The organism is Paraburkholderia sp. BL25I1N1 (assembly GCF_003002025.1).
Classification (GTDB): Bacteria; Pseudomonadota; Gammaproteobacteria; order Burkholderiales; family Burkholderiaceae; genus Paraburkholderia.
This window is the reverse complement of the sequence record NZ_PVZB01000009.1, coordinates 112,000-124,665: the sequence shown is the minus strand read 5'-3', so window position 1 is coordinate 124,665 and position 12,666 is coordinate 112,000. Positions and strand designations below refer to the sequence as shown.

At 63.3% G+C, this 12,666-nt stretch carries 11 protein-coding genes; 10 read left to right on the top strand and 1 reads right to left on the bottom strand.

Annotated features, from left to right (window positions below):
- Positions 1-153: 153 nt before the first annotated feature.
- The 9 genes from B0G73_RS15260 (at position 154) to B0G73_RS15220 (ending at position 9,810) form a co-directional block, all read left to right on the top strand.
- On the top strand, positions 154-1,341 hold the full coding sequence (locus B0G73_RS15260) for an MFS transporter (RefSeq protein ID WP_166679064.1): 1,188 nt from the start codon (positions 154-156) through the stop codon (positions 1,339-1,341).
- Positions 1,342-1,477: 136 nt separating this feature from the next.
- Positions 1,478-2,014: a single-stranded DNA-binding protein gene (locus B0G73_RS15255; protein WP_106282086.1), complete on the top strand. Its 537-nt coding sequence runs from the start codon at positions 1,478-1,480 to the stop codon at positions 2,012-2,014.
- Positions 2,015-2,309: 295 nt separating this feature from the next.
- Positions 2,310-2,810 (top strand): MaoC family dehydratase, encoded by a 501-nt coding sequence (locus tag B0G73_RS15250; protein WP_012431675.1) that lies wholly within the window; start codon positions 2,310-2,312, stop codon positions 2,808-2,810.
- A gap of 189 nt (positions 2,811-2,999) precedes the next feature.
- Positions 3,000-4,385 carry an MFS transporter gene (locus tag B0G73_RS15245; RefSeq protein ID WP_106282084.1) on the top strand — a complete coding sequence of 462 codons (1,386 nt, stop codon included), beginning with the start codon at positions 3,000-3,002 and terminating at the stop codon, positions 4,383-4,385.
- A gap of 5 nt (positions 4,386-4,390) precedes the next feature.
- Positions 4,391-5,803, top strand: a complete 1,413-nt coding sequence (locus B0G73_RS15240) for an MmgE/PrpD family protein (protein WP_106282082.1) — start codon at positions 4,391-4,393, stop codon at positions 5,801-5,803.
- Between the two features lie 10 nt (positions 5,804-5,813).
- Entirely contained in the window at positions 5,814-6,977 is a 1,164-nt protein-coding gene (locus B0G73_RS15235; RefSeq protein WP_106282080.1) for an acyl-CoA dehydrogenase family protein, read from the top strand.
- A complete protein-coding gene (locus B0G73_RS15230; protein ID WP_106282078.1) occupies positions 6,974-8,164 on the top strand; it encodes a CaiB/BaiF CoA-transferase family protein in 1,191 nt (396 codons plus the stop codon). Before B0G73_RS15235 ends, B0G73_RS15230 begins: the two co-directional genes overlap by 4 nt.
- Before the next feature lie 46 nt (positions 8,165-8,210).
- Entirely contained in the window at positions 8,211-8,963 is a 753-nt protein-coding gene (locus B0G73_RS15225) for a GntR family transcriptional regulator (protein WP_106282076.1), read from the top strand.
- 34 nt (positions 8,964-8,997) lie between these two features.
- Positions 8,998-9,810 carry a CoA ester lyase gene (locus tag B0G73_RS15220; protein WP_106282074.1) on the top strand — a complete coding sequence of 271 codons (813 nt, stop codon included), beginning with the start codon at positions 8,998-9,000 and terminating at the stop codon, positions 9,808-9,810.
- Positions 9,811-9,824: 14 nt separating this feature from the next.
- On the opposite strand, the gene B0G73_RS15215 is transcribed toward B0G73_RS15220, so the two are convergent.
- A complete protein-coding gene (locus B0G73_RS15215; protein ID WP_106282072.1) occupies positions 9,825-10,625 on the bottom strand; it encodes a hypothetical protein in 801 nt (266 codons plus the stop codon).
- 296 nt (positions 10,626-10,921) lie between these two features.
- Here B0G73_RS15215 and B0G73_RS15210 point away from each other — a divergent pair, with 296 nt between their 5' ends.
- Positions 10,922-12,571, top strand: a complete 1,650-nt coding sequence (locus B0G73_RS15210; protein ID WP_106282070.1) for a methyl-accepting chemotaxis protein — start codon at positions 10,922-10,924, stop codon at positions 12,569-12,571.
- Positions 12,572-12,666: the final 95 nt, after the last annotated feature.

The window sequence follows — 12,666 nt, the reverse complement described above, 5'->3', positions numbered from 1 at the left end:
CCGCGAGGCGCCAGCGGGAATGCAGGAAGGCTGTCGGCTCGAACGCCGCGGCGCTGCCGGCCCGCCGTCTTGCGGCAAGCCTCGCGGGCGTGGCCGCTCCGCCGCTGTGCCTGTCCGCGGTGTGCCGCCCAGCTCAATCTACGAACGCTCCCGATGTCCAATCCGTCCGCCATTTCCTCACGCATGAGCGCGCCTGAACTGCGCGCGACCGTGTCGCTTGCCGCCATCTTTGCGCTGCGCATGCTCGGTCTCTTCATGATCATGCCGGTGTTCTCGATCTACGCGAAGACCATCCCCGGCGGCGACAACGTGCTGCTGGTGGGTATCGCGCTCGGCGCGTACGGCGTGACGCAGTCCATGCTGTACATCTTTTACGGTTGGGTTTCCGACAAGGTCGGCCGCAAACCGGTCATTGCGACCGGTTTGCTGATTTTCGCGCTCGGCAGCTTCGTCGCGGCGGGCGCGCACGACATGACGTGGATCATCGTCGGACGGGTGATTCAGGGCATGGGCGCGGTGTCGTCGGCGGTGATCGCGTTTATCGCCGACCTGACCTCCGAGGAACATCGCACCAAGGCCATGGCGATGGTGGGCGGCAGCATCGGCGTGTCGTTCGCGGTGGCGATCGTCGGTGCGCCGATCGTGTTCCAGTGGGTCGGCATGAGCGGGCTGTTTACGCTGGTCGGCATCTTCTCGATTCTGGCGATCGGCGTGGTGCTGTGGATCGTGCCCGATGCGCCGAAGCCGGTGCACGTGCGCGCGCCGTTCGCCGAAGTGCTGCACAACGTCGAGCTGCTGCGTCTGAACTTCGGCGTGCTGGTCCTGCATGCCACGCAAACCGCACTGTTCCTCGTCGTACCGCGCATTCTCGAAGCGGGCGGCCTGCCGGTCGCGTCACATTGGAAAGTGTATTTGCCGGTCATGGGCCTTTCGTTCGTGATGATGGTGCCCGCGATCATCGCCGCTGAAAAGCGCGGCAAGATGAAAATCGTGCTGCTTTCCGCGATCGGTCTTATCCTGATCGGACAGTTGTTATTGGGCGTCGCTGCGCATACGATTCTGAGTGTGGCGGCGATCCTTTTTGTGTACTTTTTGGGCTTCAATATTCTTGAGGCTTCGCAGCCTTCGCTGGTGTCGAAACTGGCGCCGGGAACCCGCAAGGGCGCGGCGGCCGGCGTGTACAACACCACACAGTCGATCGGTCTTGCGCTGGGCGGTGTGGTCGGCGGTTGGCTGCTGAAAGTGGATGGTCAGAGCGCTGTCTTTTTTACGTGTTCGGGGCTCGTCTTGTGCTGGCTTATAATCGCCGCAAAGATGAAACAGCCGCCGCGCAAAGCGTAATACGGCGCATCCCGAACTCACCCAGAACTCACCCGGCGGCGGGCAGAGGCGCAGTTCCGGTCTCGGGCCTGCCGGCCCTGAAACGCGAAACCGTGTATTGCCGCGCCGTCCGTAACGGAATCAACAGGAGAAACTCATGGCATCCGTGAACAAGGTCATTCTCGTCGGCAATCTCGGAGCCGATCCGGAAGTCCGTTATCTGCCGAGCGGCGACGCAGTGGCGAACATCCGCCTTGCAACGACGGATCGGTACAAGGACAAGGCGTCCGGCGAAATGAAGGAAGCGACCGAATGGCACCGCGTGTCGTTCTTCGGCCGCCTCGCGGAAATCGTCTCCGAATATCTGAAGAAGGGTTCGTCGGTGTACCTGGAAGGGCGCATCCGCACCCGTAAGTGGCAGGCGCAAGACGGCACCGACCGTTACTCGACGGAAATCGTCGCCGAACAGATGCAAATGCTGGGCGGCCGCGGCGGTTCGATGGGCGGCGGTGGCGACGAAGGCGGCTATAGCCGTGGCGAACCGTCGGAACGCAGCGGTGGCGGCGGTGGCGGCCGCGCTGTGTCGGGCGGCGGTGCGCGTGGCGGTAGCGGTGGTGGCGGTGGCGGCGCAAGCCGTCCGAGCGCGCCGGCTGGCGGCGGGTTTGATGAGATGGATGACGATATTCCGTTCTGATTCATCCGCACTCGCGCAGAACTGATGCAATGAACCCCGCTCAAGCAGCGGGGTTTTTTATTTGCACGTCGCTTGGTCAACTCTGACGTAGACCCGTCGCCTCCGTCCCTGACCACTTGCCAGGGATAAACCTGGTCACGAGCACTGGCGTGCCTCAGCGGCTCATTTACGCCCATTGCGCGTCGTCTCCACGAATACCGCCTTGACATTCCCCCCTCCGACGACAATACTCAAACCACACTTTGTACGGACAAAGTAACAAAGATGGATAAGTTACTCGAAACAGGAGACAGGCATGGAGTCCGACGTCGCAGTCAAAAACCGCATTCGCGCCAGCTACGGCCGCTACCTCGAAGATTTTCAGGTGGGCGACATCTACGAACACCGCCCCGGGCGCACTATTACCGAAGCCGACAACATCCACTTCTCGCTGCTGACGATGAACTTCCATCCGATGCACTGCGACGCCGCCTACGCCGCCAAAAGCGAGTTCGGCCGCCTGCTCGTCAATAGCGGTCTGACGGTTGCCGTCGTGCTGGGTCTGTCGGTGAACGACGTGAGCGGCAAGGCGATCGCCAACCTCGGCTGGAAAGAGATTCGTCTGACCGGCCCGGTGTTTTGCGGCGACACGATCTATGCGGAATCCGAAGTGCTCGAAAAGCGCGAGTCGAAGTCGCGTCCGGGGCAGGGCATCGTCACCGTGCAGACCCGCGCGTTCAAGCAGGACGGCACGCCGATCATGGATTTCGTGCGCAGCGCCCTGGTGCCGGCGCGCGGGCACGGAGTGGGCGATTGATTGACGCGTCATCCGGCGTGAACCGCCCCATGTTTGGGCCGAGGGCCCGCCCTGTCTGAGAACGACCAGCAGCAAAACAGCGCACATCTGCCAGCAAGAGCAGTCAGTGCGTGGATTCCGGCGACGTCCGAACAGGCGTCACGATGCGGCGAGCGCCAACGCAGTCGCACGCACACCAAGGAGACAAAGGTGGCTATCGGTATCGTCAACTCGGGCGCGCGACTCGATCGCCTGCCCATCGCGTCCTTTCACTGGAAGGTCCTCGGGCTCATCAGCGCGGGCGCCTTTCTCGACGCCTTCGACATCTATCTCGCGGCCGGTGCGCTCGGCGCGATGGTGAAAGCGGGCTTCTCGGATCTGAAGCTGAACGCGCTTTTCATCTCGGTGACCTTTCTCGGCATGCTGATCGGCGCGGGTTTTGCCGGCTATCTCGGCGACCGCTTCGGCCGCCGCTCGTCATATCAGACAAACCTGTTGATCTTCGGCATTGCATCGATCGCCGCGTGCTTCGTGCCGAATATGATGTGGCTGATCGTGCTGCGGCTGATCATGGGCGTCGGCCTCGGCGCCGAACTGGTGGTCGCGGCAGGCACTCTATGTGAATTCATCCCGCCCGCATCGCGCGGACGCTGGACCGCCTTGCTCGCGCTCATCATCAATTCCGGGTTGCTGGTGTCGACGGCGGTCGGTTACGTCGTGATTCCGCATCTCGGCTGGCGCTATATGTTCGCAATTGCCGGAGTCGGCGCGATCATCGTGTGGGTGCTGCGGCATCGGATGCCGGAGTCGCCGCGCTGGCTCGAATCGGTTGGACGCAGTGAGGAAGCCGAGGCGACCGTCTCCGCTATCGAGCACGAGGTGCAGCGTCAGCGAGGTCCGTTGCCGCCCGTCGAACGCACCGAAAGTCTCGAAGTGCCGAAAGCGCCGTTCTCCGCGTTGTTCTCACACGCCATGCTCGGCCGCACGCTGGTTGCGATTCTCACTGCAGTCGCCGTGAATATTTCGGTGTACGGTTTTGTTGCATGGCTGCCGACCTTCTTCGTCAAGGAAGGCCTCACCATTGTGCAATCGCTAGGCTTCACGACGCTGATGGCGTTCGGCGCGCCGGGCGGCGCACTGGTCGGCTTCTTCTGCGCGGACCGCATCGGACGGGCGCGTGGCCTCGTGATCTTCGCGATCGCCACGATCGTGGTCGGCTTCATCTATCCGAACATGCATGCGGGCTGGGCGATCAGCAGCGTCGGCTTCGTGTTGATCACCTGCATCTATACGGTCACCACGCTGGGCTTGTTCGCCTACATCCCGGAACTGTTTCCGACTGAACTGCGCCTGCGCGGCACCGGTACGGCGGGCGTATGCGGCCGCGCCGCCTCCATGAGCACGCCGTATCTGGCGGTGCTGCTCTACAACTCGTTCGGCGTGTCCGGCGTGCTGGCCATGGTGAGCGGCGTGCTCGCGTTGCTGGTGTTCGGGATTCTGCTGCTGCGTGTGGAAACCAACCAGCATGCGCTCGAACGGATCTCGCCGAGCCTCGAAACCGACTCTGATTCGCTACCCGCTACCCAGCAAGGTTAAAGCTCATGACTTCACTCGCTTCCTCCGTCACGCTGTCCGATCAATACGCGCGCTTCGGCCTGGGCTTGCAATTGAGCGACGTACCGCGCGCCGTGCAAACCCGCGCGAAGCATCTGATTCTCGACGCCGTCGGCATTGCATTCGCGTCGCGCGGTTATCCGTATGCGGATGTTTCGCTTACTGCGTTCTCGGAGCTTGGCAGCGGCGCTTCACCGGTCATCGGCTATGGCCGGCGGCTCGCCTTGCGCGATTCCGCGATGATGAACGGCGTGCTGATTCACGGTCTCGACTTCGACGACACGCATTCACGCGGCGTCATTCACTCGACCGCCAGCGCATTGCCCTGCGTGCTGGCGCTCGCCGACCGCGAATGCGTGAGCGGCGCGGACCTGCTGGCCGCGTACATCGTCGCCATGGAAGTGTCGACGCGTGTGGCATCGGCGGCGAAGGGCGGATTCCACGACGCGGGGTTTCATCCGACGGGTCTGGTCGGCGCATTCGGCTGCGCGGTCGCCGCATCCAGATTGCTGCAACTCGACGAGGCCCGCGTGGCGCACGCACAAGGCATCGTTCTTTCGATGGCCGCCGGCAGCCTCGAATTCCTCGAAGACGGCGCGTGGACCAAACGCGCTCATCCTGGTTTCGCGGCCGCCTCGGCCATCACCGCCGCGACGCTCGCGAAGCACGGCTTCACCGGTCCGCGCCTGGCCTACGAGGGACGCTTCGGTCTCTACGCCAGCCACCTCGGCAAACCGCTCGACGCGGCCGATCGCGAACTCGCCACAGAAGGGCTCGGCAGCACCTGGCAGATCGACGAAGTGGCGATCAAACCGCTGCCCGCATGCCACTTCACGCATGCAGTCGCCGACGCGGCGATCGCGCTAAATCGCGAGCATCGCTTCTCGGCGGAAAAGCTCGACTCGATCAAACGCGTGATCGCCAAAGTGCCGCGCGGCACGGTGGAGATCGTGTGCGAACCGGTCGACGCAAAGCGCAAACCGGTCACCGCCTACGACGCGCAATTCAGCGTGCCGTACATCGTCGCCACCGCATTGCTCAAAGGCCGCTTCACGCTCGACGAACTCGAACCGGCCGCGCTCGCCGACCCCGCGGTGCTCGCACTTGCCGCAAAAGTCGACTATGAAATCGACCCCGACACAACTTTCCCGCGCCACTACACGGGCGAAGTCGTGGTGGAACGCAGCGACGGCTCGCGCGTTGCGCATCGCGAGGCAATCAATCGCGGCTGCGCGGACCGGCCCGTCAGCAACGACGACATCGTCGCCAAGTTCTACGCGAACGCGCAGCGCAGCGTCTCGCGCAGCGCCGCCGAACAGATCGCCCAAGCCGTATTGCAACTCGACGAACAGCCGACCCGCGCGCTCGCCGATACGTTTGCCGGACACGCCGCATCCTAAGGACGTCATCATGACCGCAACAGAACTCGACACGCTGGAAAACGATCAACTGATTCTCGACATGCTGGACCGCTTTCTCGAAACCGAGGTGCGTCCTTACGTTCACCAACTCGATCACGACGATATCTATCCAGCGGAGATCGTCGAGAAGATGAAGGAGATGGGTCTGTTCGGCTGCATCATCGATCCCGAGTATGGCGGGCTGGGTCTGTCGACTCGGACCTATGCGCAGATCGTCGCGCGCATCTCGCGGGTGTGGATGTCGGTGAGCGGCATCATCAATTCGCATCTGATTCTCGCCATGCTGGTGCAACGCAACGGCACGCCCGAGCAGAAGAGCAAATATCTGCCGAAGTTCGCCACTGGCGAATGGCGCGGCGGCATCGGCCTCACCGAGCCCGATTGCGGTACCGATCTGCAAGCCATTCGCACGACCGCCAAACGCGTCGGCGACGAATACATCGTGAACGGCAACAAGACCTGGATCACCAACAGCAAGCACGGCAACACGCTGGCGCTGCTGGTGAAGACGGATACGACGGCGCAGCCGCGTCATCGAGGGATGAGTTTGTTGCTGGTGCAGAAAGGACCGGGATTCGAGGTCAGCCGTCAACTCGAAAAGCTCGGCTACAAAGGTATTGATACCTGCGAGTTGTCGTTCAACGATTACCACGTGTCCACGGATGCATTGATTGGCGGCGTGGAAGGAAAGGGCCTGCAGCAGATACTCGGCGGCCTCGAACTCGGCCGTATCAACGTCGCGGCGCGCGGCGTCGGCGTCGCGCAAGCCGCGCTCGATGAATCGGTCAGCTATTCGCAGCAGCGCAAAACCTTCGGCAAACCGATCTGCGAACATCAGGCGATCCAGCTGAAGCTCGGCGAAATGGCCACGCGCGTCGAAGCCGGCCGCTTACTGGTGGACGCCGCCGCGAAGAAGTACGACCGCGGCGAGCGCTGCGACATGGAAGCGGGCATGGCGAAATACTTCGCGACCGAAGCCGCGCTGGAAAACAGCATCGAGGCCATGCGCATTCACGGCGCGTATGGCTATTCGAAGGAATACAACGTCGAGCGCCTGTATCGCGACGCGCCGCTCCTCACGATCGGTGAAGGCACCAACGAGATGCAACGCATCATCATCGCCAAGCAATTGATCGAACGGAGCCCGGTATGAGTCTGCCTCTCTCAGGCGTGCGCGTGCTCGCCATCGAACAATATGGCGCCGGGCCTTTCGCCACTCAACATCTCGCGGACCTTGGCGCGGAGATCATCAAGATCGAGCATCCGAGCAATGGCGGCGACGTCGGCCGCGCGGTGGGCCCGTATTTCTTCGGCGAGGGCGATAGCCACTTCTTCGAGGCGTTCAATCGCAACAAGTGCAGTCTCACGCTCGACTTGAAGAAGCCCGAAGCGCGCGCGGTGCTGCTGGACCTCGTCGCGAAGAGCGACGCCGTGTTCAACAATCTGCGCGGCGATCTGCCGGCGAAACTCGGGCTCACTTACGCGCAACTTTGCGAGGCGAATCCGAAGATCGTGTGCGGGCATCTGTCCGCTTATGGACGAACCGGCAGCCGCGCGGCATGGCCGGGCTACGACTATCTGATGCAAGCCGAGGCGGGCTATCTGTCAGTCACCGGCGAACCCGATAGTCCGCCGGCGCGCTTCGGCCTGTCGATCATCGATCTGATGACCGGCACGACGGCGGCGATGGCACTGCTCGCCGGCCTCGTCGATGCGAAGACGTCGGGCAAGGGGCGCGACATCGACGTGAGTCTTTTCGACGTCGCGCTGCATAACCTCGCCTATGTCGCGACCTGGTATCTGAACGGCGGCGTGGTGACGGGGCGCGAGAACCGCTCGTCGCATCCGTCGCTCACGCCGAGCCAGTTGTACAAGACGCAGGACGGCTGGATCTTCCTGATGTGCAACAAGGAGAAGTTCTGGGGCGTGCTCGCCGAAGTGATCGACAAGCCGTCGTGGGTGACCGATCCGCGCTTTTGCAACTTCCAGGCGCGTCTCGCGAATCGCGATCTGGTGCAGACCGAACTCGACGCGGTGCTTTCGACGGCGACCACGGCGCAATGGCTCGAACGCTTCGGCGGCCGCGTGCCGGCCGCGCCGGTGTTCAATGTCAAGGAGGCGCTGGAGAATCCCTTTGTCGCCGAACGCGAATGCGTGGTGGATGCCGAGCATCCGCGCTTCGGCAAGGTGCGCGGCGTGGCCGCGCCGGTGCGGGTCGACGAGCCGCTGCCGACACGTGCGGCGCCGGATCTTGGGCAAGACACGCAGCGTCTGCTCGACGAACTGGGCTACGGCGCGGAAAGGATCGCTTTGCTGAGGGAGGCGGGTGTGGTGCAATAAGGCCGGGCGGGCAACCGTCCGCCCTCTCACTTTTTTGCACATCCAGATGGCCACGACAGTCCTTGGGCAACAGCCGCGTTACATGCAGCTGGCACAGACGCTCCTGAACGAGATTCAGGGCGGGCAGTTTCCCATCGGCACGTTGCTGCCGACCGAGTTCGAACTGTGCGAGCAGTTCGGCGCGAGCCGCTTCACCGTGCGGCAGGCGATCAAGCAATTGGAGCAGCGCGGTCTGGTGGACCGGCGGCCCGGCATCGGCACGCGCGTGAAAGCCACGCAGAGCGAGACCGCGTACCGTCAGGTGATGGAGCGCCTGAGCGATCTGCACCGTTATACGACCGACACGGAATTGGAGATCGCGTCGACGCAGACAGTGGAGATCGACGACCCGGATCTGATCGAGCGGCTCGGCGCGAAGCCGGGCGAAACCTGGCTGCTGGCCGAGGGCATTCGTCTGTCGCCGGAGAGTGTTGAGCCGATCTGCCACACCGAGGTGTATATCCACCCGGCGTTTCGCTCGTTGACGGGCCTGAGCGGCCGGACGCATGTGCCGATCTACACGATGATCGAAAAGCAGTTCGGTGAGCAGATCACCGAAGTACAGCAGGAAATCCGCGCGGTCGCGCTGCCGGCGAAGCTGGCGCAGCGTTTGAACGCGAAGCCGCGTTCGCCGGCTCTGTGGTTATGCCGGCGCTATCTGAACCGGCGCGCGCAGGTGGTCGAGCTGACGATCAGCGTTCATCCGGCGGATCGCTTCAGTTATTCCGAAACGTTTCAACGCGACTGGCACGCAAACTAGCAACCTTGCGACGCGTGCCGTTCAGGAGCAGAACATGGACGCACGCAGTTATCTGTTCGTGCCGGGCGACCGCCCCGAGCGGTTCAGCAAGGCACTCGACACGGGCGCCGACGCGGTGGTGATCGATCTGGAAGACGCGGTCGTACCGGCGGCCAAGCAGGCCGCGCGAGAAGGCCTGCAACGCTGGCTATCGACGGCAGACCTTACGCGGCTGATCGTCCGCGTGAATGCGGTGGGCACGCCGTGGCATGTGGAGGACGTGGACATGGTGCGCGCGTCCGGCATTTCCACGATGATGCTGCCGAAGTCGGACAGCGCGCAGCAACTCGCCGATGTCGCCGCTCGGCTGCCATCGCAGATGCGCATCGTGGCGCTGATCGAAACCGTGATGGGTGTAGTGGCGATGCGGGAAATTGCCGCCTCGCCGTCGGTCATGCGGCTCGCTTTCGGCACGGTGGACTTTTGCGGCGATGCCGGCATCGAAGGGCTCGGCGTGGAACTGAACTACGTGCGCTCGCAGATGGTCATCGAATCGCGCTATGCGGGTCTGCCCGCGCCGATCGACGGTGTGACGCTGGAACTCGACGATCTCGCGCGCCTGACGGGGCATGTGGCCACCGCGCGGCGCTTCGGCTTCGGCGGCAAGCTGTGCATTCATCCGCGACAGGTGGACCCGGTCAACAGCGGCTTCGCACCGAGCGAAGACGAGCGGCGCTGGGCATCGCGCGTTCTAGCCGCTTCCCGCGAGCATCCGCAAGGCGCGTTCGCGGTGGACGGCAAACTGGTTGACCGGCCGGTCATCGAGCGGGCGCGGCGGATTGCGGAGTTCGACGCGCTCGTCCCGTGACGCCCGCGCAACGCTCACCGCCTCAAATGATCCAGCGCGTCCCTCAACGGCGCACTGGAGATGACGATCGGCCCCGTAAACGGCGTATCCAGATCCACAATCACGTAGATCGCCGAGGCAATCGACACCGCGCCGAGCGAAATCGTGACCAATGCCAACGCGTTGCGCGGCGCGATCAGGCCGAAACTCAGAAAGATCACGCCCAGCCAGAACGTCAAGGTCTTGAGAAAAGGCTGGGAAATCGAACTGTGCGCTTCCTCGATGAGCTTCCACCGCGCATCCACGACGCGCCGGTATTGCTTCAGCCCGTCGTCGAGCGCGCGTTGCCGTAACGGGTCGGGCGTCCGTAGCGCCCGCAACTCCCGGCCCACGGCGCTCAGCATGTCGCCGAGCCGCACGCTTTCCAGTTTCTGCGAGTTGTTTTGCGACCCTATGTCTTTCGGATAGTCGCCAGTGGGCGGCGTTTCGGCAGGCCACGTCGATGCGATCGCCGCGGCGGTGTACTGGCGCAACAAATGCCGGGCCGGCTCGGTTTCCGTGCCGTAATCGCGTAAGGTGGTGTCGAACTCGATCAGATCGGCCGCGTAGGCGCGCAAGTCGTTCGAGGCGGTGTCGAAGCTGGATTTCGCGGACGCCGTCATCAAGCCGAGTACCAGCGCGGCGAACGTCACCAGCATGCCGATCACCAGTTGGATCAACTGCACCGTCTCGTGCGCCTTGTGCTCCTCGGGCAGGAGGGGGCGCACGCACACCCCGGCCGCGGTCACGACGAGCAGAAGAACAAAAACCACCACCGCCGAGCCTATTTCCGACATCGCCGTGCTCCGTGGACACATCCCGCCACTTTCCATCAAGCGCCGCCCGGCGAGAAGCCGGGTAGTCCCGCAATGCCCAGTGCGAATCACCCTTCATATGCACCCGTATGTTGATGTAGCGCAAGCCCATGCGCCAGCCACCATAAAGTTTTTTGCGATTGAGCCGTAGTCCTTATATGTGGCGTTCGCTTAAATTTAGACAAGAGTTGCGGACCTGGCCGAACCGGCTTGGGCGCAGCAGCGTGGCCGAGGCATTACCGAACATCCGGTCAGGCAGCCCAACGGAGACAAGCCCGATGTTGAAAAATCTGTCGATTCGCACCTGCCTCACCCTGATGATCGTGTTCTTCGGCGTCGTGCTGCTGTTCGGCGCCGCCGCCGGCTTGCTGTCGCTGCGTTCGAGCAATGCTTCGCTGCAGCAGATGTACACCGTGGACACGCCCGCTGTCGCCGACCTGGAAGGCAGCGCCGGACAGTTGTTGCGCCTGCGTCTCGCGCTGGCGACATACGCATCGCTCGTCGACCTGAACGATCAGGACGGCGCGAATGCCGTGCTCAAGCGTTTTGATCAATACCAGAAAGCCTCCAACGACCGGCTTGCCCACTATTTGAGCCGCGCGAGCACGGACGCCGACGAACAACGTCTCATCAAGGACATGCAGGACAAGCGCGACACCTTCCTGCACGAAGGCGTCGATCCGGCGCTCGCCGCGCTCAAATCCGGCGATAAGACGACCTTCCAGCAATTGCAGGCGCACAAGCTGCCGTCGCTCTACAGCGCGTACGAAAAGGCGATGCTTACGCTCGAACAGTTGCAACTCGATCACGGTGCGCAACGCTATCAGGACGCGCAGGATCTGTTCTACGCGATCTGCATTGCAGTGGCGATCGGCATGGCCGCATCGCTGCTGGGTGCATGGATCGGGCGCGCGGTGCTGGTGCGTGCCATTGTCCGTCCGGTCGACGCGACCATCGCCCAGTTTCAGCGCATCGCCAATGGCGACCTGACCGGCCAGATCGTCGTGGGCAGCCATAACGAAATGGGCCGTCTCGCGGCCGCGCTGCGCAAGATGCAGGAATCGCTGATCGCGACGGTGAACTCGGTGCGTCAAGGTACGGAATCTATCGACACCGGCGTGAGCGAGATTGCCGCGGGCAACACCGATCTGTCGCAACGTACCGAGGAACAGGCCGCGTCGCTCGAAGAAACGGCGGCGAGCATCGAACAGCTCACCTCGACGGTCAAGCAGACGGCGGACAACGCGAAGCAGGCCAGCTCGCTCGCGCAGGGCGCGTCCACGCTGGCCGCGCAAGGCGGCGATCTGACGGAGCAGGTGGTGGGCACGATGCATGGCATCGTCGACGATTCGCGACGGATTGCCGACATTGTCGGCGTGATCGAAGGGATTGCGTTTCAGACCAATATTCTGGCGCTGAACGCCGCGGTTGAAGCTGCGCGCGCCGGCGAGCAGGGGCGCGGCTTCGCGGTGGTGGCGAGCGAAGTGCGCTCGCTCGCGCAACGCAGCGCGGCGGCGGCCAAGGAGATCAAGGGCTTGATCGACGAATCGACGGCTCGCGTGCAGGCCGGCTCGCAACTGGTGCAACGCTCGGGTTCGACGATGACCGAAATCGTCGGCGCGATTGCGCGCGTGAGTTCGATCATGGGTGAAATCGCGGCGGCTGCTCTGGAACAAAGCACGGGCATCGATCAGGTCAATCTCGCGGTCGCGCAGATGGACGAGGTGACGCAGCAGAACGCCGCGCTGGTGGAGCAGGCAGCGGCTGCCGCGAGTTCGCTGGAAGAGCAGGCGCGGCGGTTGACGTCGGCTGTGTCGGTGTTCCAGACCGGCAACGGTGCGGCGTCTTCGTCTTCGTTTGCCGGGCGGCGCGGCAGTTCGACTGCTACGCCGAACACGGCCGGTGCAGGCGAACTTGCGACGGCTTAGCATCGGCGGTTGCTTTACGTCGCGGTCTGGTGAGTCTTCGGGACAAGCCGCATCGTGGATGGCGACGACTTAAGGTCGGTGGTTGTGACGCGACG

Bases quoted from the DNA above. Each gene is read 5' to 3' on its own strand.
- B0G73_RS15225 (WP_106282076.1), top strand. From the start codon at position 8,211: ATGGCCACGACAGTCCTTGGGCAACAGCCGCGTTACATGCAGCTGGCA.
- B0G73_RS15215 (WP_106282072.1), bottom strand. From the start codon at position 10,625: ATGTCGGAAATAGGCTCGGCGGTGGTGGTTTTTGTTCTTCTGCTCGTC.
- B0G73_RS15250 (WP_012431675.1), top strand. From the start codon at position 2,310: ATGGAGTCCGACGTCGCAGTCAAAAACCGCATTCGCGCCAGCTACGGC.
- B0G73_RS15240 (WP_106282082.1), top strand. From the start codon at position 4,391: ATGACTTCACTCGCTTCCTCCGTCACGCTGTCCGATCAATACGCGCGC.
- B0G73_RS15210 (WP_106282070.1), top strand. From the start codon at position 10,922: ATGTTGAAAAATCTGTCGATTCGCACCTGCCTCACCCTGATGATCGTG.
- B0G73_RS15235 (WP_106282080.1), top strand. From the start codon at position 5,814: ATGACCGCAACAGAACTCGACACGCTGGAAAACGATCAACTGATTCTC.
- B0G73_RS15260 (WP_166679064.1), top strand. From the start codon at position 154: ATGTCCAATCCGTCCGCCATTTCCTCACGCATGAGCGCGCCTGAACTG.
- B0G73_RS15220 (WP_106282074.1), top strand. From the start codon at position 8,998: ATGGACGCACGCAGTTATCTGTTCGTGCCGGGCGACCGCCCCGAGCGG.
- B0G73_RS15230 (WP_106282078.1), top strand. From the start codon at position 6,974: ATGAGTCTGCCTCTCTCAGGCGTGCGCGTGCTCGCCATCGAACAATAT.
- B0G73_RS15255 (WP_106282086.1), top strand. From the start codon at position 1,478: ATGGCATCCGTGAACAAGGTCATTCTCGTCGGCAATCTCGGAGCCGAT.